The organism is Halorubrum ejinorense (assembly GCF_039522565.1).
In the GTDB taxonomy this organism is placed as follows: domain Archaea; phylum Halobacteriota; class Halobacteria; order Halobacteriales; family Haloferacaceae; genus Halorubrum; species Halorubrum ejinorense.
Genome location: NZ_BAAADQ010000013.1, coordinates 123,040 through 145,025, shown reverse-complemented (window position 1 = coordinate 145,025; position 21,986 = coordinate 123,040). Strand labels below are relative to the sequence as shown.

Here is a 21,986-nt window from a genome sequence, read left to right as displayed (position 1 = left end):
TACTTTTCAGACCGACTTAGATTCGTAATACTCGATAGTCTTTTTGAGTCCTTCTCTTAGTGGAATCTCTGGTTCCCACCCCAACTCTGTCCTCGCACGCGTAATATCGGGTTTCCGTCGCCCTGGGTCGTCCTCCGGTAGCGGCTCATAGGTAATCTCTGAGCGAGTATTGGTTAGATCCAGCACTTCATTTGCTAATTCCTTAATAGTCCGTTCGTTTTCTTTACCGATGTTGTAGACATCGTGTTTCAGATTGTCCGTGTTCATCAACGACATAAGACCATCAACCAAATCATCTACGTAACAGAAACTCCGCGTCTGTTCACCATCACCGTATATCGTGAGATCCTTTCCCTGTAGAGCCTGGGTTACGAAAGTCGGAACCACTCGTCCATCATCCGAACGCATCCGCGGTCCATATGTGTTGAAAATACGAATGGTTCGAACATCAACATCGTACTTACGCTGGTACGCGACAGTTAGAGTCTCTCCAAACCGTTTTGATTCGTCGTAACAGCCTCTCACGCCTCGAATATTCACATTTCCTGTATACGTTTCTGGTTGTGGATGAACTTCTGGATCGCCGTACACCTCACTAGTACTTGCGAATACCATCCGTGCGTCGCATGCGCGAGCGTGATCGAGTAACCGGCGTGTGCCTTGCGTATTTGCTAACGCGATATCGACTGGGAAGTCAGTGAAATCTTTTGGGGATGCTCGGGAAGCCAAGTGATAGATTTGATCGACGGACGGAAGGGATCCCGGTACCCGAATGTCTCTATCGATAAGAGTAAAATTAGAGTGATCTAAAAGACCGTTTATATTCGAACGCTGGCCGCTCCCAAAATTATCCAGACATACTACTTCATAGCCATCGGAAAGAAGTCGCTCACAGAGATGGCTTCCAAGGAAGCCTGCTCCTCCGGTTACTAATACTTCTGTTCGCATTGAGTCTCACTTTACTTCAAGGAATATGAAAGATTCGATAGTGTGGGGGAATGTGTTCTGTAAAATTGTATTTCAGTCCTTATGGAATTACTACTTTAAATTAAAACAATCTGGTTGAACGATGTCCTCGTCAGCAAGTATCTGTTCAACAATTGGTATATATGGCCCTCTTTCATCGATTATTTCATTATGTGTAATCCGTTTTTTGCTCTCGTTGAGTGGCGGGAAGTCCATATGCTTACATACAAATAGGAAGTGCGCAAACCTCTGTGCGCGTTTATTCCTCTTTTCAGTTGAGTCTAGTTCTTCAATATTCCTTATCGCTTCCCTGTATTTTGTTTTGGTGGAGGGGTCATATGTAATGTTGAATCCATGATAAGGTGGGTATCCTCCTGTAACCACCGGGATCCCCTCGTATGCCATCTCTAGACCAACCGTTGACGCATAAACGATACCTGCGTCGAGATCATCAATAAGAGCGTACGTGTCTATGTCTGTGTCTGGAGGGAGAAACTCGATGTTATCTGGAAGTGTTGAATAATTCTGTTCAATCCATTCTCCAGTACTTTCATTTGTTCCTCTTATCTCCTCAGCAGGATGTGATTTAATGATAAATTGAATATTTTCTTTTTCAGCTGCTACCTTGATTGTCTCGTCAAGCCAGTCATAGATGTTATCGTAAAGAGCTTGTTCAGGTTCTAACGCTCCATCCCATAATAAATGTGAGAATATACCCACTAATAGAGAACTAGAATTCTCAACTGATATATCTGTATTAACTGTATGATATGTTTGGGTTATTTTTCCACCCTTCCGTTCGGTCATAATTCTATCTATACGCTTTAATTGTTTCTCCGAAAGTTGGGTATTGATTGCCTGTGTAATTATTTTAGTGTTATCAAACTGAGGCATATAATTTCGATTGCTTGATTTTCCGAATATCAACTCATTCTGGTGATAGCCTAATGCCTGTGTGTAGGTTGGCACTTCGTTCCTTTTACACACCTTCATCGGGACATTACCTTGGATGTATGTTGGTTCGCTGACTATTGTGGCTTCTATATTATACTTATTAAGTAGTTTTTGTGTCGAATCTACTAGTATAATACCACCATAGAGAAAATTCTCAAAAACAGCCCGTTCCTCCGAATCAGTCAAATCTATTGTATATTTTTTCAAATATTTTTTTGTCGATGACATAGCAGTCTCTGAAATGTTATTTTTCTTATAGTCAAAATTCTTCAATTCTTCCACACTACACGACTGGATATCTATATCTGGGTAATCGCCCGAAATAATTTCACCAATATTGTGCGTTTTCAAATTAAAGAGATCTGGATATGCCTCAGATCGGACTCTACAGCCTTCTATAGATATGTGTGCTTGCTTATCGCTAATAGTAATCTCTGGCCGTTCTGGGAGATCTAAGTTGTCGCGTAAAATAATTGGTTCATATCCTCTTGTACGGAGGGCATGACCCAATACACAAACACGGAGACACAGCGTATGATAGCCGGGAATTAGTGGGAAGAGAACGTATCCCCTCCGTTCAGTTTCATCCAAGTTGAATTGCTGTATCTCGTTATCAACACGCAAATCTGAAGTCCAAGGGTTCTGCCCAAAAGTAAACTCATAGAGATCAACCAGGTTGTCCACCTGATCTACTTTTGACGCTAATCTTACAACTTCTGATCTAAAATTCATTATCTACTCTATAGCCTCGTTAGTCGATATATTCCCGATTCTTCTTTTAAATCGGCAGCGATATCCGACCATCAAAATCGTTTCGCTAAACTCCAACAAGTAATTTGCGATCGATTGATATCCAATTATAGTGCTTCGTTTGTCGTTCGGAATTTATCTTATCAATGACTCTCACTCGATATCCCAAGCACCTTTCAAGAGCGTGAGAATCACTTGACTTTCTCCTAATTTCCGTATGGCCGCTCTCTATGTGGAGTGTTCTGTATAATCACGAACCGAAACACCGATAATCGAAATACATCTACCTATAGTAGTGAACGTAACTGCTGTCATTCAGGCACGTGTCGGTTCAACACGCCTTCCCGGAAAGGTGATGTATCCACTCAATGGACGACATGTACTTGAACACGTGGTCGCCCGTACGGAATCAGCAACTCTTGTCGATGAAGTAATCGTTGCCACATCGACCGAACCACGAGATGACGTAATCGATGAACGTGTATCGCACTTTGGAACCGACGTGTTTCGTGGGAGCGAATCCGATGTTCTCGGGCGGATGTATGATGCGGCCAGAACAGCAAATGCGGACGTTATCGTTCGTATCACGGGTGACTGTCCGTTAATCGATCCCGGAACAATTGATGCCGTGGTTCGACCGATACAAGATGGAGCGACACAATACGCTGCCAATATTTTCGAGCGGACGTTTCCTCGTGGGCTTGATGTCGAGGCGTTCACCTTCGAAAGCTTTGAGCGAGTAGCCAACGAAACAACCGAACCACATCACCGTGAGCACGTGACTCCGTATTATCGTGAGGAATCAGAGCGCTTCAAAACTGCCTCGATTACATCTGATACTGTATTTAACGACTCTCAGTTTCAGGATCGTGACGACCTCCGCTTGACGCTTGACGAGGCAGCTGATTATGAAGTCCTACGTCGCATCTATGACCACGTTCCTTACGATGATATTCTCCCAATTCGAAACGCTATTCGTTATGTTGACGAAAATGATCTTATGGAATTGAACGCAAGCGTTGAGCAAAAGTCCCACTAATGTACGTCGTGGTGCGTGCCGATGGTGGCCCAGAAATAGGCTACGGACACCTGGTTAGAACCGGCGCACTCGCCAGCGAACTCCTCGCCCGTGGTCACGAAGTCACATACGTTACGACGACGCCGGATCACGTCCGAGAAGTCTGCCCCGACGGTGTAGGTACGGTGACCATATCCTCTCGAGAGGATCCCACGCCGGTTCGAGAGTTTACCCGCGATAACGCTGACGTAACCGTTGTAGACTCGTATCTCGCCGATGGCGCGTATCAACGAGAACTCCGAACAGTCACACCACTCACCGTCATCGCCGATGACACCCGCCATCAGATCGCTGCTGATATTCTTATCAACGGGAACCTCTACGCACCGGAGCTAACTTACGAAACGATCGGTGAAGAACCTGAGTGGTGTCTCGGACCGAAATACCTCCTGCTTCGTCCGGAGATTACTGCGCACGTCTCAAGAGATTCGCCATGGCGTGAACCTCCGACCCGTGCGATTGTCACAATGGGTGGTAGTGATGTTAAGGAACTCACACCGACTGTAATACGCGCCTTCGACGGTCTTGATATTCGAGTGGACGCAATTGTGGGGCCAGGTTGTACCACTGAGCAGGAGCAGGCGATTCACAACGCGGCACGGACATGTTCTGCGGACGTGCGAGTAGCCCGCGATCCAGACGATCTCGTCGATCGAATGGCGCAGGCCGATTTTGGAGTGAGCACTGCTAGTAGTACGACATATGAACTGCTTGCATTGGGGACACCTATAGTGAGTATTTCTATCGTCGACAATCAGGAGCCGATCGCGGCGGCTCTCCGAGACCGTGACATGGCAATCGTCTTGGAACGGCAAATAGATACGCCCACAATTATGCGGGCAGTCAAAAAATACATACAAAATCCAGATTGCCGAGAAAAAAAGCAAAAAAGGGGTAAATCGCTTGTAGATGCTTTGGGCACAAAGCGTGTAGTTTCGAAACTAATTGAGTACAATTAATCTGTAGTCTTCTTGAGTATATTTACAATTTCTGGGATCAATGTCAAATCTGGAAGTACATACTGGGGCCGGGCATCATTTGACTCCGGTAATTGAAAGAGAGTTTCTTGCCTCCGCACCCAGACCGTTAACATTCCGAGATCATTTGGCCAGTAGAAATCAAGCTCAGGATTGTCACCAACGAATACAGCATGCTTTGGACATACTTCTAGTCTCTTAAGTACAGTCTCAAAAGGTGTGGATTGCCGTTTCGATGTTTTGTTGTCCGGTGCTACATATACTTCATCAAATACATTAGATAATCCAAGCTTCCGAAGCTTCTTCTCACCGTGTTTTCCTCCAGTAATAACTGCTGTTTGACATTCTTTGGGGAGGTTTGTTAATATCGTTTCTACCTCAGGATACGGCCGTAGCTCTGGGTCACTACTGTGGTATGCTGAAACCAGATAATCTACTTCTTCTTGTGGAAGCCCATACGATTCAATAATCTGGTCAAAAACCGTTTTAAAATTCCGTCTAATGGCGTATTCCCACACCATATCTCCGAATGTATCAATCTCATACTTATTTGAAAGGTATGCCGCTGCGCTCCGAAACCCGGCCTCAACATACGTCCGGTCGTCGAACAACGTTCCATCAAGGTCAAAGCAAACTGCGGTCATAATTACAGGTCATCTGATTGAATAACATCCCACGTGATTCCTTCTCCCGAGGAAATATGTTCCGTTGTGTGCATCCCTATGACTTCATCAAAGAATTTTGGAGCAAGTCCGTTCTCATTCTTTCCAGATCGGAGTATATCCATGTTTTCTGTTGTCAACTGCTCACCTTCTTCTATATCTGTTGATGCATGAATACGCCGTCGTGCAATGTCGTGCATCTCCTTTTCAACCGACTGTATCTCTTTTTCGCCATCTCCCAGTACCTGTTCTGTTTTGCGAATAGAGCTAATCATATCTTTGAGTTCTGCCGGTTCAATAGCAAATTCGTGGTCCGGACCATCCATTGAATTATCAAGTGTGAAATGTTTTTCAATGATATCTGCTCCGGTAGCGACCGCTGCTGATGGGGCGATAATTGGATCAAGGGTATGATCAGATAATCCGCTTGGTAGCCCAAATTTACGTTTAAATCGATCAATAACACGGACGTTTGTTGATCCTAGTGGTGCCGGATACGAGGAGGTACACTGTAACACAATGATATCGTCGAGGCCCGCTGATTGAAGTGTTTCGACAGCTTCTACAACCTCAGACATACCGTGAGCACCTGTTGATAGAATAACTGGTTTTCCCTGTTGTGCGACATATCTCAGGAACGGATGATGCGACATAGTAAACGAGGCAATTTTATATGCGGGTACGTAGTCAAAAAGTTCATCAACAGCACGCCGATCGGTAGGAGTGGATAAAAAGAGAATATCACGATTCTGGCAGTAGTCTCGGAGTTTTGGGATCCAGTCGTATGGCATCTCCATCTCACTAACGAGATTATACAATGACTCATCAGTGTCAAGATAATCCGCAGCTCCACTACTTTCGGGGTACATTGTTTTTGCTCTAAATGTTTGGAATTTCACCGCATCAGCACCCGCATCAGCAGCCACGTCAATAAGCTGCTTTGCTTGCGAAATATTATTATTATGATTTGATCCTGCTTCAGCAATCACAAATGTGGATCCAGCTCCTATCGTCTCGTCGCCAAGTTCTACTGTTCTCATATTTTCTATGTCGTTCTTTCAGTTGCTTAAATGCTACTGCGTATTTCTGTCGACAGTCAGTATCCACTCCAATCTCCAGATTTGTCAAGTTGAGTAATATGATTCTGTGAAAGAGAGACCGTTGTAGATTTGATATTTTCTTCTAATTGTTCGACAGTACGTGCCCCAATGATAGGAGCTGAAACGTCCTCATTTTCAATTAACCAGCGAAGACTCACCTGTGTCGGTGAGATTCCTTCTTCATTACTTACCTCTCTGACCGCATCCAAGATCTTAAAGTTCGCCTCAGTAAGATACCGGTCTTCAAAGTAATCGTCTCGGTTTCCTCTCGCATCTTCCTGTTTTGTTCCACTACGACTGTATTTGCCAGTTAAAAAACCACCAGCAAGAGGTGACCACGTCGTTACGGCAAGATCGTACGTTCGACACATGGGGAGATACTGACTCTCAATCTGGCGCGTCACAAGATTATATTGTGGTTGGACAATAGAGAATGGTTCTAGTCCGTGCTTTTTTGCATACTCATTGGCTCGAACTACACGCCATGCATTGGGAATTGAGGTGGAGAATCCAAGATAATTAACTTTACCATCAGAAACGAGATTTGTAAGTGTCCGCATTACGGTACCGACATCTGTTGTTTCGTCCCAGCGGTGGACGTATAATATATCGAGATATGTCGTGTTTAGCCGTGACAGAATCTTATCTATTTGATTTCGAATATGGCGCCGGTTCAAGCCACTCGCATTTGGATCCGTATCTCGGGTTGGCCAGTAGATCTTGCTACCAATTATGAAGTCACGACGGTCGTAGTCTTCAAGCCATTCACCAATATACTGCTCGCTTAGTCCTTCACCATACACGTTCGCTGTATCAATTAGATTACCACCTAATGACGAATATCGGTCAAGGAGCGTATGTGCCCGCTCTTTCCCAATAGGTATATTCCCCTGATCGTCTTCGTGACCGAACCTCCATGTTCCTAATCCGAGTTCACTTACCTTCAGTCCAGTTTTTCCCAACCTAGTAGTATCAAAGTCTGAAGCAACCATCTTCTCTCTCTATATTCTCACCGGAAATAATATTTTCGCAGATAGCCTCCTGAATAGTATCTATCTCAGGATGTTTATTATCAATTTTATTATATATTGATAGAACCATATGAGTGACTAATTAAAGTGACGTATCTGTATAATCGGCACCCTACTCACTTTCTATGTGTATCTGTTTTCTAAGCAACTATGAGTATATCTGTAAGGTCGTGGAAAATTAACCAGCTATATCTCTTTGAGATCGACCGAGCCATCGGCAAGAATATCCTTGTCTTTGATGAAGTGTTGATCTGTATATCGGAGCATATGTAAATCAGATTCGAAGCTAGACGGTGTGTTGTAGGGCAAATCTACAGCATCCTTGATTAGAACCGCAAGTTCGTCAACACCCGCAGCGACAGTGAGACAAGCGGATGACGAGAAGCGTGGATTGATCTCAATAACATGGGGAACTCCGTTGTCATCGCAGATTTGCTGGACATTTATGGGCCCCGACGGGCTAAACTGATCAATAATCTGGTGACAGGAATCACTCACTTCTGGTGCTTCTCTAGTGACACCATGAACGGTACTTCGATCCTTCCGAATTGCTTCTTTTGGAACAACCGAAAGGACGGAGTTTTCGTTTGTACAGACGACACTGGTCGTAAACTCCGCGCCTTCGAGATACTCTTGAACAAGTAACTCATCTGGTTGACGACTTGTCGTGGTAATTGCCTCATTGAGCTCATTCGGTGATTTGACGATCTCAACTCCTCGTCCTCCTCGCTCTGTCCGCGGTTTGAGTACCAACGGAAATTCTGCTTCACCAAGATTAGCAGCGGCGCTGACTGTCCATGTTTTTGGGACTGTAATATCTGCTTTATCCAGTTCAGTCATTAGCCGATATTTGTCAAGACACGTCTCCACAAAAGATCCGTTAGGTGCCACGAAAACCGTGTCCGAAGCAGTTGTTCTAAGTTCCTCAATTTGTGAGACTTCCTCATCAATGAGTGGGACAACAACATCTACCTCGTATTTATCGAGATAGCCACAAATGATATCTACCCATTCATCTGCTGTGGCGGGCGGAACAACAATTTTATCATCTGCAACGTACAATCCAACTGCTTTTGGATTCATATCCGCACCGATAACGTTAAAATCGGTTGTCTTTTTCAGTGATTTGATTGTAGCTATCCCACCAGTTCCACCAGAACCTGTAACTAATACGGTTACATCTTCCTCGGTGGACACGTTATTACTAGTCATCGGTTGACCTCGCGTAGGAGTTCAAACGGTTCAGCTGCTGGGACACCCACTTTACTTCCCCAAACATCGGCGTTCTTCCGCACGGTGTCAATCGTCCGGGGGTGCGGTGGCTCGCGTAGCTCCTGTTCGTATACCGAGAGAGCCTCAGATTTTGTATCAAGGCTATCGGTGACATCGACGAACGACGTTGGCTGGAACGCGTTGTCTGGCCGTGGGACCGACCATTCTGAGGCTGAAAGAGTCTCGAAAGCGAGCACGCGATCGACACTACTGTCTGTCAAGGGGCGTGTGGCAGTAATCGTCGCCCGACAAGTGAGTTCGTGGTCCACGTTGAGATCACCGTAGTGGTGTGTGTAGACGATATCGGGATTCTGTTCGTCGATCTCGGCTTCGATCGTTTGAACGATATCGAGTAACGGTACGGTATCAAAGCTATTGTCCGGGAACCCGTACAGACTGACCGTTACACCGAGCGTATCGGCTGCCATTTGGGCTCGCTGACGACGCTGTTCGATTTCCACATCAGCAGCCTCCACATTGTCGTAACGAGAGGTCACTCCGTCTGAAAGGATACAGATATGGACATCATCACCATCGGCCGCATGTCGAGCGAGTGTCCCGCCGACCCCGAGGACTTCGTCATCAGGGTGTGCAACAATACAGAGTACAGACATAGTCTATGACAGACACGCAATCCTATAGAACGTACCGATTCGGCATTATTATAATGTTATGAACCCTTAATCTAGATATGACGGATATTGTCTTTCTTGGTGTGAACGATGTCGGAATGCGGATTTATGAGTGGCTTTGTCAACGCGATAGTGTTGACGTGAAAGCAATGCTAACCGAACCTGACCAACTCGATATAATCCACCAAATTGTCCCGGAGTTCATTGTCTCCGTTGGTTTCGACCATCTTGTTCCACCAGAAATTCTCTCTTTACCGACGGAGGACTCAGTCAACCTCCATCCCTCATATCTCCCGTACAATCGCGGCAAGAGTCCGAACGTCTGGCCGCTTATCGAAGGGACACCGGCCGGGGTCACACTCCATAGTATGGACACGGAGTTCGATACGGGTGATATTATCGCTCAAAAGAGGGTCGAAACGGAGTTTTCTGACACCGGAAAGATACTCCACCAGCGTCTCGAAGACGCACAGTTTGAGTTATTCACTCAGACATGGCCGGAGATTGAATCCAATAATATCGAATACGCCTCCCAAGACGATTCCGCTGGGAGCTACCATGCGAAAGATGATTTTGTCGAATTGTGTGAACTTAATGCGGACGAAGAACTCCCCGTCAAAACACTGCTAGATCGGCTTCGAGCACTCACTTTTCCACCTTTCGACAACGCATATGTTGATGTTGACGGCGAGCGCTACTACGTCGATATCGAGATACGAAAAGCGACTGACGATGACGAAACAGAAACTAATGGGTTGCTGTCTTCCTACTGAATATCTATGATCGACGTCACCTTATTACACTCTGGCGCTTCGTAGAGTTCTGATATCCATCATCTGCCATCTATTTCGACTCAGTAAGTCGTAAGTCGAGCAGCTAACGTCGAGATATTCTATTCCACGCTGTTTTCAATGCGTATGTCTCCGATATTCAATAACGATTGTGATTTGAAATCGCCTCTGCGGCAACAAATTTGATTCGCCTAGTCTGAGCGGTCCGTTCCAATTTCGAATGGCTCGATATCTGAAGACCGATTCTTCTTGATAAACACACTTACTCCGTATGATGTTGGTGAAGCCGATGGATAGCTCTCACAACATCTTCTACATCAGCATTTTCCATCTCCGCGTGGAGCGGAAGACTCACTAATCCCTCGTACACCGTCTCCGTCTCAGGGAACGCTCCTCGTTCGTACCCGAACTCTTCTTGGAAGTACGGGTGATAGTGGAGAGGGACGTAATGGACCTGTACGCCGAGGTTCTCTGCGTGCATCGCGTTAACGAACTCCCTCCGATCACACCCGAACTCGTCGCTGATCTCCACGGCGTATAAGTGATACATCGGATCGGCGTTCGTCGGCTCCGGCGGCGTCCGAACTCCGGGCATGTCGTTGAACGCCTCGTCGTACTGCGCAATGATTTCGTCGCGTCGTGTCTTGAACTCATCTAACCGATCGAGTTGTGCCAGCCCGAGCGCCGCCTGGAGGTCCGTCACGTTGTAGTTGTACCCAACGCCTTCCGAGACCTGATACCAAGGCTCGTTCTCGTGACCATCCGGATCGTAATCCATCTCGAACGACCGGAGCCGACGCAGCCGCGTCGCGAGTTCGTCGTCGTCTGTGACGACCATTCCACCCTCGCCTGTCGTGATGTTCTTCACTGGGTGGAAACTGAACACCGCCATATCGCGCTGTGCGCCGATCGACTCGCCGTCCCACGTCCCGCCGAAGGCGTGACACGCGTCCCAGATCACGGTCAGGTCGTGTTCGTCAGCGACTTCGAGAAGGCCTTCGATATCTGCGGGATGGCCCCCGTAGTGCATCGGAACGATTCCCTCCGTTGCCGGCGTGATCTGCTCGCGAACTGCGTCCGGGTCGAGAGTTCGTCGATGCGGGTCGATGTCGGCAAACACGGGCGTCGCTCCGCAGTACGTCGCCGCGTGCGCCGTCGACACGAAGGTGAGGGGTGTCGTGATGACCTCGTCACCGGGTCCGAAGCCGGCCGCACGCCCCGCTAGGTGGAGCGCCGTCGTTCCGGAGGTCGTCGCGATCGCGTGGTCGACGCCAACGATCTCGGCGACACGCTCTTCGAACGCTTCAACGGTCGGTCCGCGAGTGATGTAGTCTCCCTCAAGCGCCTCCACAACCGCCTGTTTCTCGTCGTCGCCGATACTCTGTGAACCGTATCCCAAAACCTCCTCGCGGATCGGTTCGCCGCCGTAGTGTGCCGGCACGTCCCCAGTCATTTTGCAACCTCCTCGGACTCACGAAGCCACGTCCGCAGCCGAGAGATACCCTCCTCAAGCGTGACCTCCGCTTCCCAGTCGAGCACATCGTTCGCCTTCGTCGGGTCACAGAGCAGTTTCTGGACCTCGCTTTGTGGATGGTGGTGCTCCACGTGCGTGATCTCCGTCCCGTCTGTCGCAATCAGCTCTGCGAGTTCGTTGATCGACACGTCGGCTCCCGTCCCTGCGTTGATGACTTCACCCACGGTCTCGTCACTGAACGTCCCTTCGACGATGAACCGAGCGCAGTCAGTCGCGTACAACAGATCTCGCGTTTGCGTTCCGTCACCGAAGATCTTCAGCGGCTCTCCTCGGATATCGCGGCTCGTGAAGATCGACACCACACCGCCCGCCATCCCGGTCTTCTGATACGGCCCGTACGTGTTGAAGGGACGCAGGATCGTGATCGGGAGGTCGTACCCGTGGTAGTACCCCTCAGCCATATCTTCGGCGGCTAACTTCGACCCCGCGTACGGCGACGCGGGCTTCGTCGGGTGTTCCTCGCTGATCCCGGACTCCGAGTCCACCATGTCGTACACCATACAGGTGCCGACGAGGCCGAGTCGCGTATTCTCTTCCCGACACGCTTCGAGGACGTTCTGAGTACCGACCACGTTCGTTTCGAAGTGTGCCTCCGGGTCCTCGAGACTCTCTTGAACGTCGATCTCGGCCGCAAGGTGAATACACGCGTCAACGTCGTGATCGAAGAGTCGGTCCACATTCTCGCGAGATCGAACGTCTCCCTCGTAGATGTGGAACCTGTCGTTGTCTCGGAACTCCTTGATGTTTCGTTCGGAGCCGTTCGAGAAGTTATCGAGTCCGTAAACTGTGTGTCCTCGGTCGAGAAGCTCCGCGACCACCCAGCGACCGATAAATCCCGCGGCACCGGTGACGGCGACTGTTTCACTCATTGCTCGTCTCACTAGAACCGTTCGTCTCTAGGAGTGTGACGATTTCGCTTTTCGATAGCTTCTCTGCGTCTTTCGAGGACAACACGATATGGTCGACCGGTTCGAAGTCTTCCGGCGGATCCGGTGTCCGAGTTTCGGTCGCCTCTGGAAGGATGGCGTACATCGAGCCGTTCTCGTAGGCACGTCGCGATTCGCGCTCCGTCATTATCTCTTCGTGGAACGTCTCGCCCGGCCGAGGACCGATGACCTCGATATCGATGTCGCTCGGCGCGTATCCGTACTGTGGTGCGAGCGTCTCGATCATCGCATTTGCCAAGTCGGGAATCCGGATGGCCGGCATCTTATAGACGAACACCTCGCCGCCGGTCGTCTTTTCGGTGGCCCCAGTGACAAGGTCGAACACGTCGCCGTACGTGAGGAAAAACCGAGTCATCCGTTCATCCGTCAGGGTGACCGGTCCACCCTCAGCGATCTGTTCGGTAAAGAGTGGGATGACAGATTGCGATGACTTGATCACGTTCCCGAATCGGACAGACGCGAGGTCGATGTCGCTCTCCCCACTATAGGTGTTTCCGGCCGTAACGAGCTTTTCGCCGAGCAGTTTCGTGGTCCCCATCGTGTTGGCAGGATCGACTGCTTTGTCACTGCTCGTGAAGACGAAGCGATCGACGTTCGCGTCGATAGCCGCGTCGACCACGTTCTGGAGGCCAAGCCCGTTCGTCTTCACCGCCTCGAAGGGGTTGTACTCGCAGATGTCGACGTGTTTCATTGCGGCCGCGTGAATGACGATGTCCACGCCGGACATCGCACGCACGAGTCGATCACTATCTCGGACGTTTCCGGCGAAGAACCGGCAGCGGTCGTCGGCAATCTCCGATTTCAACGATGCCAATCCCGGTTCGCTGTTGTCAAGAATACGGAGGGTCTGTGGATCGCGATCAAGTAATCGTGGAATGAGGGAACGACCGACCGATCCCGCGCCACCGGTCAAGAGTACGGTGTTGCCGTTAATCATCTCTCTCACGTTATCTGGAGGGGACCAATCAAGCTACTGAATCCGATTGGCACCCTCCTGTAAAATCGAACCCCCGCCTGAACTACAGATTACTACCGACTCGATTGGATCCCGTACAGCTCCGCGTACTTTCCGCCTTCCTCCACGAGTTCGTCGTGCTGTCCGGTTTCCGTGACTCGCCCATCCTCGATCGTGTAGATCCGATCGGCGTTTTTCACCGTCGACAGCCGGTGAGCGATCGTCACGATGGCGTAGTCACGATCCATCTCCTCGATCGCCTGCTGGACCTGTTTTTCCAGATTCGAGTCAAGGTCGCTCGTCGCCTCGTCGAGGATCAGCACGTCGGCGTCTTCAAGGAGCGCCCGCGCAAGCGCGACGCGCTGTTGCTGGCCGCCCGACAGCCGAACTCCGTCGTCACCCAACAGCGAGTCGTAGCCGTCTGGAAGCTCGTCGATGAACTCGTCGACCTTCGCGATAGAGCAGACGCGATCGAGTTCCTCGTCCGACACCTCCCGATTCCCGAGCGTCAGATTGTACCGCAACGTATCGTTGAAGATGAACGGGTCCTGTCTGACCATCGAAAGCCGATCGCGCCACTCCGTGATGTCCATCTCGTCGATCGGGACCCCGTTCGCTCTGATCTCCCCGCCATCGACCGGGTACAGCCGGGCGAGCAACGAGACGATCGTCGATTTCCCCGCGCCCGACTGCCCGACGAACCCGACGAACTCGCCCTTCTCGACCGTGAAGTCAATGCCGCGGAGAACATCTTCTTCGTCGTCGTACGAGAAGTGGACGTCGTCGAACTCTACTTCCCGAATCTCTTCGGGAACCTCCCGGCTCGACCCGGTCGGTTCGTTGTACGTCGCCAGCTCATCGGTAAACTGGATGGTGCGGACGAGGTGCGGCAGGTTGTTCTCTACCTTGTAGTACAGCGTGTTTACTGTGCTTGCTTTTGGCCCGAGTCGGAACATTGCGAAGAGGAAGACGCCGAGTTCGCCGACCGAGAGGTTCGCAAACGTCAATGCGAGGTAGATAAGGACGAACACCGACACGGCAACGACGAGGTTGTAGAAGTTCTGGATTGCGGCCTCGTTGCGCCGCAAGACGATCCGAGACCGCGTGAACTGTTTGATCGCGTCCGTGAAGTCTTCGAAGAGCTCCTCTGCGAGTCCGAATATCCGCACATCACGGATGCCTTGTGTTCCGGCCTGTGCGGCTTCCTGTCGCATCTCGTTCGCTTCAGCGACCTTATCTCCCACGTCGTACCCCGAATCAAGCACTCGGCGGAAGAAGATCGAGAAACCACCGAGAACGACGCCGGTGATGACCGTCAACGTCGGTGCGATCACCAACGCGACAGCGAAGTACACGCCGGCGAGAAAGAGCTGTTGGGTAAATTTGATCCCCTGATCGATTACCCGTCCCGCATAGTTTGTTTGCGTGACGATTGCGTTCAGAATGTCGTCAGATCCTTCCCTGTCGAAGTACTCCACGCGCGCGTTCAGCGCGTTCCGAAACGCCCGCATCTGAAGATCCCGAATGTAGTAGGTCCGGAGCGCCTCTCGGAACCACGCGACCGCAAAACTGGTCGTGTACCGCGCGACCATCACGGCGGACACACCGATCACAACGTACCCCAGCGTGAACGGGATCCCGAGCGCCTGGTAGACGGTGGCGAACACTGCGAGTATCCCCTCCGCCTCCGCAGCGGGATCTTGGAGCTGGACGAGTTCGACGATCGGGAGGATGAAGCTCAGCCCCACGCCCTCGAGCACCGCAGCGACGATACCCAATATGACGACCGCGGCCGTATATTTCGGATTGTACCGCGCGACGTCGCGGAGGGCGTCGAGTTTCTCACGTCTGGAGACCGGTTCGGAATCTGACGATGACATAACGATGAGTTGTCCGATTTCCGCCGCCGATCCGAATAATGTCGTCGGTCTCGTCTCGCGATCTACTCACGACCCGCGTACTGTAGGATCGTCGGTTGAATGCGTCCGGATTACGCCCATCACCTTCACGACCGCAATTTTGATGCGAGGGAGAGTACGCTTCGTATGCTTTCACGCTCGTGCCCAACTGGGAGTTCCTCCCGAGAGACAGAGTACATTTCGTGTGCTTTCACTCGGTGTGCTCGGCGATCTCCGTCCGCGTCTCCAAGACGATCGCCGGGTCGAGATCCAACTCATACTCGTAGTATTGTCCGCCGCTCAGTCCCTTGTTCTGCTCGTGACGTCGAAGGAACCCCAGCATGTGGAGGTCCGAGAGGTGATCTTGGATGCTCTTCAGCGTCGATAGCGGCGACGCAGCGTACGAATCCGCCACCCGCTCGTACGTTCGCTGGATCTCCTTCGACCGCGCTGGAACCTCGCCGCTAGTCTGGAGGTTCGCGATCGCTTCCAGAATGTACTGCGCGTGCTCGGTTTGGTCTCGGATCTTGTTTGCGACCCGACCGCGCTGGACTCGTTCCCGTGCGGTCTCGATGTGGTCGTCCGTGACTGGCGCCTCGCCGTTCTGTTCGGCTAACTCCGCGCCGACGCGGAGCAGATCGAGCGCCTGCCGCGCGTTCCCCATGTCCTGTGCGGCCAACGCCGCCCCCTTCGCGATTGCTGATGTGTCACACGCCTCGTCGACGAAGGCGCGGTCCGCCCGGTGTTCCAGAATCGTTCGCAGTTCCGCGGCGTCGTACGGACTGAAGGAGATCTCGGTCTCCATCAGTGTATCCTTCACCTTCGGTGAGAGCGTCTGTCGAAATGTGTAGTCGTTGCTGATGCCGATCACGCCGACCTTCGCCTCCGTGATGTGGCCGTTCGCTCGCGCGCGTGGAAGCTCGTACAGCAGCGTGTTCGCGTCCTCCAGATGGTCGATCTCGTCGAACACGACGAGGTGCGTCCCGCCGACGCGATCGAACTGTCGGTATAGCTCGTCGAACGCGTCTCCGGTCCCGAGTCCCCGCTCCGGGAATCGGCTGGCGTGTTCCGGAAGCAGCCCGTTGACGAGGCTGCGAACCACTATGAACAGCGTCCGCCCGTTACAGTTGACTGTGTGGGTGTGAAGCTCGTCGGCCGCCTCTCGGGTCGGTACCTCCTCACGCAGTTCCTCCAGCATGTACTTCGTGACGGCCGTCTTCCCGAGTCCGGCCTTACCGTACACGAAGATGTTCTCCGGCGTCCGACCGAACAGCACGTCCTGAAGCGCGTGGCTGTACGCTTTGATCTCTTCATCGCGTTCGAGGATTGTCTCCGGTTGATAGCCTTCCGTGAGTACCGCCTTGTCCGCAAATACGGTTTCCGTGATCTCATCGAACGGGCCACCCATGGATATCGTGTTCAACTCAACATACGAATATAAAACCACGTGTTGTTTGCTTCGTATGCTTTTGGTGGGAGGATCTATCCAAAGCAGAGAAATCCCCTACGTCGCCGTATATTCGCGAAAAGGAAACGAAAAGCACACGAAACGTACTCTCTCACTCTGCGCCGATCGCGTCATACCCACTAGGATCGAGAGCACACGAAATCCACTCTCTCCGTGATGTTCTCGATGCTTTTGCCCATCGAAAGCACACGAAACGTACTCTCTCACCGACTACAACTCCGAGCTGCCTACGACTCCCGTACTAACGGCTCGTACCACTCGGGGTTCGCCTGATACCACTCGGTGAACTCGCCGACGCCCTCCGTGATCGTCCGTGAGGGCTCGTAGTCAATCACTTCGCCGGCTTTCTCGACGGACGCGTGCGTGTGTTCGGCGTCGGCCTCCCGCGCGGACTCATACACGATCTCCAATTCGGGCGCCAACTGATCTCGCACGGTCTCAGCCAACTCCTGAATCGAGATGTTGTCCGAACTGCCGATGTTCAACACGTCGCCGTCCGCGGCGTCCGAGTCCAACAGCGTCCGGTTCGCGTCCACCACGTCGGCCACGTAGGTGAAGTCGCGCGTCTGCTGGCCGTCGCCGTAGATTACCGGCGGCTCGCCGTTCACACACCGCGAGACGAAATTCGAGATCGCCATGTTCGGCCGCATCCGCGGCCCGTACACGGTGAAGTAGCGAAGACAGACCGTCGACAGTCCGTGGAGTTCCGTGTACACCCGCGCCATGTGCTCTTGGGTCAGCTTCGTCACGCCGTAGGGGCTCACCGGCTCGGTCGGGTGGTCCTCCTCATAGGGTAACGATTTCGGTTTCCCGTACACCGACGACGAACTTGCGAGCATCACCCGCTTCACGTCCGCCTCTTTCGACGCCTCCAAGAGGTTCACCGTCCCGTCGACGTTGATGTCGGTCACCCTCCGAGGGTTGTCCACGCCCTAGCGCACACCGGCCTGCGCGGCTTGGTGGACGACGACGTCCGCGTCGGCGACGGGCTCCCGCACCGTCTCCGGATCCCGAACGTCACCCTCGACGAACTGGTAGTCGACGGCTCGCCCCTCGGCCACCTCGCGGTGGACATCGAGCGTGTGGCGCTTGATCCCTTCTGCGTAGAAGGGTTCGAAGTTATCGAGGACCGTCACGTCGTGGCCGTCTTTGAGGAACGACTCGGCAAGGTGGCCGCCGATGAATCCGGCCCCTCCCGTCACAAGGATACGCATACGCGCCGTTCAGCAGGCCGACACAAAACTCGCGCGGTTCACTTCTGAGACGGCTCGTCGCGGCCTCGTCCGGAGTCCTCTCCATCCAAACGCACTGTCCAAGCCTGACCAGAAACGACCCTGCTTTTCACACGGGCACTACTCTGTCGTTCCCGGCCCGTTCGGCCAGCGACCCGGCTCCCCTGCTGGCCCAAATTCGAGTACAGGAGATCATTCTCCGCGAAATCCACCTCGCCCCTTGCCCGAGATGCGCGAACTGCCCGTCCGACTCGGTCGTCGTACCGAGTCAACGGCGCCCTCACCGCACCGCTTTTGCCCGTACGATCACGACCGAGCACATAGATACGAAAAATGAAATATCTCCCGATTCATCGCGAGGTCAATCTACTGCTCTCGAAGCGGGTACAGGTCCGGTAAGACGTTATTACCTACGCAACAGCCGGGAAATCGGGACAAACGCTCCGTCAAACAGTCGGCTCGAGTCGCTCGAAAAACCGAGTAAGCCCGTCCATACTCCATAGCGACGGCGCGCTGGAATTATCAGTCAGTATGGACAAGACCGAATAGTTTATTGAACGATATTTCATCTATGTGTCTGTCCAGATGAATTTACCAAGTCGGATCTTCGCGGTGGGTGGCGCCGGCAAGGCGATCACCTACGAGCTCCTGGAGGCGGACTGGGTTCAAGAGTCCGTGCTCCAGCCGCGACGCAACCCGCGGTCGCTGACGGTAACCGTGATCGACACGGCGGAAGAAGAGGAGAACCGGGACCTCGACCGAATCCAGGAAATCAACGACTCGATCCAAGAGACCAAAGACCGCCTCCGTGAGAGCGCCGAGAACGACGGGCGGCTCGGCGAGATCAACATCGAGTACCTCCCGCTCACGCGGAACATCCAGCTTCACGATCAGAACGACCTGATCGGCGCGGAGGCGGTGCCGCGCATCGCGGCCGGCGTGGGGATCGACGAGGACAACTGGTGGCTCAAACCCGAGTTCATCAACGAGAACCTCGACTTCGCCACGGGCGTCGTCCGAAAGCGCGGGCTTGGCAAGGGGCTCTACTACAAGTCCTACGCCGAGGACGACAACGTCCGCACGTCGATCGACCTCCCGGACCGCGGGAAGGTCGCCGTCATCGCCGGACTCGGGGGCGGATCCGGCTCCGGCATCTTCATCGACCTGGTCAAACACCTCAAGCGGACGAAACGGACCGCCGAGATCACGCTGTTCGGCGTGCTCCCCAACGACGAGGAGGGCGACGCCGAGAGCGCGAACGCCCACGCCGTCCTCTCCGAGCTGGAGTACATGAGCCTCCAGGGCGAGGACCTGTTCAAAGACCGCGTCCTCATCCCCATCGATCCGACCGGCTTCGGCGGCAAGAAGGGCAACCTCATCCAGAGCTCCGACGCGCTCGTCGAGTTCGACCGGGCGGCGGTGTACCTCATCGCGTCGTACTACAACATGATGGACATGGAGGACCCGTTCGCCGACACGCCGTCGTACGCGCCGTTCATCATGGGCGTCCCGCAGGTCCTCCGGTACAACGTCGACGCCATTCAGGACGCAAAGACTGTCACCAAGGAGATCCTCAACGCGAAACAGGACGCACTGGAGGCGGAAGAGGACGTCTACACCGGCGTCGACCGGTTCCTTTCGCGCGAATGGAGCCCCGACGAGATGGCGGGCGAGCTCCACGACTCGGACCGGACGGACCTCGAGACGCGCCTCGACAACGTGTGGTCGCTCACGGACCTCGACATCTTCACCGAGCTTGAGTACGAGTCCGTGTCGGTGTACCGCGAGATCATTTCCGAGGCCGAGGCGGAGACTGACGACATCCTCGACCAGATCGACGTGATCGCCGGCTCCATTCGGGCCGGCACCGCGCGGATCGAAGGCGACAACGAGCAGTACGTCGACAGCATCGATAAGCAGTTGGCCGACATCATCAGCACGGAGCTGAACCGGATCGCCCATCGGAAGGACCTCCTCGTCCGGCTGCGCTCGATTGACAACAACCGCGTCGAGGGAACGGTCAGCTACCTCCTGGCCGTCGAAGACGAGGGAATCAACCCCGGCGTTCGTATCAACCGGCTGGAGGCGAAGTTAGACGAGGTGGCCGAGCGGCGTGATCGGCTCCAGTCGGAGCTACAGGAGGCCGAAGCCGAGCTTGAGACCCGCAAACAGGAGCAACAAGACGAAGTCGACCGCCGGGTCGCGACGTGGAAGAACGCGGTCGAACCACTGTATCACGATTACGTCGACTGCCAGTCGATGGCCGTCGAAGAGCTGATCGGTGACCTTCGGAACGGGCTCGAATCCTTCGCCCGAGCCGTCGAGAACGCCGAGGATGTCGACCAAGTCGAGGCCGTCAACGACAGCGGCGTCCGCACGGCGCTCGACGACATCAGCACCGAGTTCGACGCCGTCGGCGTGGACACGACCGATGTCGAGCGCCGGATCAACTCGTCGCTCGCCGACTTGGCGGACGCCAAGAAGTCCTTCCTCACGATGAACCAGGAGGAGGGCACAATCGAGTCCATCCTCCCGTGGGACTCCTCAAGCGAGGAGGAACGGAAGAAAGCCGAGAAGAACTACCGCCGCAAGCGGAGTCAGCTCGACGACGCGGAAGTGTTCAAGATGTCGCGTGCGGGGAGTAACCTCTCCATCGAGGTCGAGTTCTCGGTCGGCGAACTTAAACGCATCATCGACACGGAGACCGAGGAGCGACGGGCTGAGATCCTCTCGCGGACGCGGTCGGAGCTCGACGAGGAGCATCGGACGGCCATGACCGAGCTAGAGCGGGACCTCGAGTCGGGGGTCGGCTTCGATCAGCTCACGCGCCAGTTCGAGGAGCTCGTGCGCGACGAGATCGTCGAGACCGCCGACATCGAGCGGCGGCGCGACGATCTCGAGTCTGACCTCGACACCGCCACCGAGGAGGCGGACCTCTACGACGCGACCGTCTCCCTGTTCGAAGAGCTGAACGGCCCTCGGGATTCGTTCCTGAGCTCACAGGAGACTTACCAGCGGCTCCGCGAGGAGTACAACGCCGAGAAGAACTCCTCCGTGGCGACCGAGACCGAGGAGTACAGCTACGTCAAGACGGCCCAGCCGAACGACATCCTCCAACTCCGTGACGACACCGACATCGCCGAAAGCAAGATCTTCGACGACGAGACGGAGCGCCAGCGGCTCCGGGGCTCGCTCGAAGAGCTGGCACGGAACGCGCACAACCCTCGATACACCGGTATCCGTCGTCGTCGGATCAGCGGCGACCGCGCCCGGTACAACGAGATGAACATCGTCGTCGGCGTGATGAGCCGAGCGATCGATCAGATCAACGACGTGGCCGACCTCAAATCGGAGTTCCAGGGCGCGTACAACCTCGGTGCGGGCGGCGAGAACTACGCCTCGTTCCCGGTCGAAGCGGGGGGGAGTTGGGACGTCGGACTCGGGATCTTTATCGACGGCATCTTCCTGGACAACCTCCGCGCCGAGATCGAAGCCGACGGCTATCGCAACGGCTACGAGTCGCGGAAGCAGTCCGACGAGACCGACATCCTCGTCCACCACGCCTACGGCCTCGACGACGGGTACTTCGTCGAACGCGACACGGTGTTGAACTTAGAACACCCCGATGACGTGGAGTTTTTCCTCAGAGACGAGGGAGAAATCAAAGCGGACCTGCTAAACGAACACATCAGCCGAACCGACTTCACCGCCGCCGCTGACGGGGGGGAGGAGTAACGCC

16 protein-coding genes and 1 pseudogene are annotated in these 21,986 nt (G+C 53.3%); 4 read left to right on the top strand and 13 right to left on the bottom strand.

From position 1 onward, the window contains the following. Positions 1–6 precede the first annotated feature (6 nt). Entirely contained in the window at positions 7–948 is a 942-nt protein-coding gene (locus ABDZ89_RS11490; RefSeq protein WP_343779172.1) for a UDP-glucuronic acid decarboxylase family protein, read from the bottom strand. Positions 949–1,038: 90 nt separating this feature from the next. Beyond that, on the bottom strand, positions 1,039–2,604 hold the full coding sequence (locus ABDZ89_RS11485) for a capsular polysaccharide export protein, LipB/KpsS family (RefSeq protein ID WP_343779170.1): 1,566 nt from the start codon (positions 2,602–2,604) through the stop codon (positions 1,039–1,041). A 361-nt stretch (positions 2,605–2,965) separates the two neighbouring features. On the opposite strand from ABDZ89_RS11485, the gene ABDZ89_RS11480 reads away from it, so the two are divergent. Then, positions 2,966–3,709, top strand: coding sequence for a cytidylyltransferase domain-containing protein (locus ABDZ89_RS11480; RefSeq protein WP_343779167.1), 744 nt, complete (start codon positions 2,966–2,968; stop codon positions 3,707–3,709). Continuing rightward, complete coding sequence (locus ABDZ89_RS11475) at positions 3,709–4,707, top strand: PseG/SpsG family protein (protein WP_343779166.1); 999 nt, start codon at positions 3,709–3,711, stop codon at positions 4,705–4,707. The genes ABDZ89_RS11480 and ABDZ89_RS11475 overlap by 1 nt, the downstream gene beginning before the upstream one ends. Here the strand turns inward: ABDZ89_RS11475 and ABDZ89_RS11470 are convergent. From ABDZ89_RS11470 to ABDZ89_RS11450, 5 genes are all read right to left on the bottom strand, one after another. Next, positions 4,704–5,369 (bottom strand): HAD family hydrolase, encoded by a 666-nt coding sequence (locus tag ABDZ89_RS11470; RefSeq protein ID WP_343779165.1) that lies wholly within the window; start codon positions 5,367–5,369, stop codon positions 4,704–4,706. The two genes, ABDZ89_RS11475 and ABDZ89_RS11470, sit on opposite strands and share 4 nt — an antisense overlap. Positions 5,370–5,371: 2 nt before the next feature. Beyond that, positions 5,372–6,427: an N-acetylneuraminate synthase family protein gene (locus ABDZ89_RS11465; protein WP_343779164.1), complete on the bottom strand. Its 1,056-nt coding sequence runs from the start codon at positions 6,425–6,427 to the stop codon at positions 5,372–5,374. 56 nt (positions 6,428–6,483) lie between these two features. Continuing rightward, positions 6,484–7,479, bottom strand: coding sequence for an aldo/keto reductase (locus ABDZ89_RS11460; RefSeq protein ID WP_343779162.1), 996 nt, complete (start codon positions 7,477–7,479; stop codon positions 6,484–6,486). 225 nt (positions 7,480–7,704) lie between these two features. Beyond that, a complete protein-coding gene (locus tag ABDZ89_RS11455; protein ID WP_343779160.1) occupies positions 7,705–8,730 on the bottom strand; it encodes an ATP-grasp domain-containing protein in 1,026 nt (341 codons plus the stop codon). After that, positions 8,727–9,404, bottom strand: coding sequence for a PIG-L deacetylase family protein (locus ABDZ89_RS11450; protein ID WP_343779158.1), 678 nt, complete (start codon positions 9,402–9,404; stop codon positions 8,727–8,729). Before ABDZ89_RS11450 ends, ABDZ89_RS11455 begins: the two co-directional genes overlap by 4 nt. A 77-nt stretch (positions 9,405–9,481) precedes the next feature. On the opposite strand from ABDZ89_RS11450, the gene ABDZ89_RS11445 reads away from it, so the two are divergent. Next, the gene (locus tag ABDZ89_RS11445) at positions 9,482–10,195 is read left to right on the top strand and encodes a formyltransferase family protein (protein WP_343779157.1); all 714 of its coding nucleotides are present in this window, start codon (positions 9,482–9,484) and stop codon (positions 10,193–10,195) included. 280 nt (positions 10,196–10,475) lie between these two features. Here ABDZ89_RS11445 and ABDZ89_RS11440 read toward each other — a convergent pair whose 3' ends face one another. The 6 genes and pseudogenes from ABDZ89_RS11440 to ABDZ89_RS11415 all read right to left on the bottom strand — a co-directional run bounded on the left by ABDZ89_RS11440 (position 10,476) and on the right by ABDZ89_RS11415 (position 18,229). Further along, on the bottom strand, positions 10,476–11,666 hold the full coding sequence (locus ABDZ89_RS11440) for a DegT/DnrJ/EryC1/StrS family aminotransferase (protein ID WP_343779155.1): 1,191 nt from the start codon (positions 11,664–11,666) through the stop codon (positions 10,476–10,478). Then, a complete protein-coding gene (locus tag ABDZ89_RS11435) occupies positions 11,663–12,616 on the bottom strand; it encodes a dTDP-glucose 4,6-dehydratase (RefSeq protein ID WP_343779154.1) in 954 nt (317 codons plus the stop codon). The genes ABDZ89_RS11440 and ABDZ89_RS11435 overlap by 4 nt, the downstream gene beginning before the upstream one ends. After that, a complete protein-coding gene (locus ABDZ89_RS11430) occupies positions 12,609–13,631 on the bottom strand; it encodes a polysaccharide biosynthesis protein (RefSeq protein ID WP_343779153.1) in 1,023 nt (340 codons plus the stop codon). Before ABDZ89_RS11430 ends, ABDZ89_RS11435 begins: the two co-directional genes overlap by 8 nt. Positions 13,632–13,723: 92 nt before the next feature. Beyond that, the gene (locus tag ABDZ89_RS11425; protein ID WP_343779150.1) at positions 13,724–15,529 is read right to left on the bottom strand and encodes an ABC transporter ATP-binding protein; all 1,806 of its coding nucleotides are present in this window, start codon (positions 15,527–15,529) and stop codon (positions 13,724–13,726) included. 229 nt (positions 15,530–15,758) lie between these two features. Then, positions 15,759–16,955 (bottom strand): orc1/cdc6 family replication initiation protein, encoded by a 1,197-nt coding sequence (locus ABDZ89_RS11420; RefSeq protein ID WP_343779148.1) that lies wholly within the window; start codon positions 16,953–16,955, stop codon positions 15,759–15,761. A gap of 287 nt (positions 16,956–17,242) precedes the next feature. Further along, a pseudogene (locus ABDZ89_RS11415) lies at positions 17,243–18,229 on the bottom strand (NAD-dependent epimerase/dehydratase family protein). Positions 18,230–18,832: 603 nt separating this feature from the next. Between ABDZ89_RS11415 and ABDZ89_RS11410 the strand changes: the two are divergent. Then, positions 18,833–21,982, top strand: a complete 3,150-nt coding sequence (locus ABDZ89_RS11410; RefSeq protein WP_343779146.1) for a tubulin-like doman-containing protein — start codon at positions 18,833–18,835, stop codon at positions 21,980–21,982. The last annotated feature ends 4 nt before the right edge of the window (positions 21,983–21,986 follow it).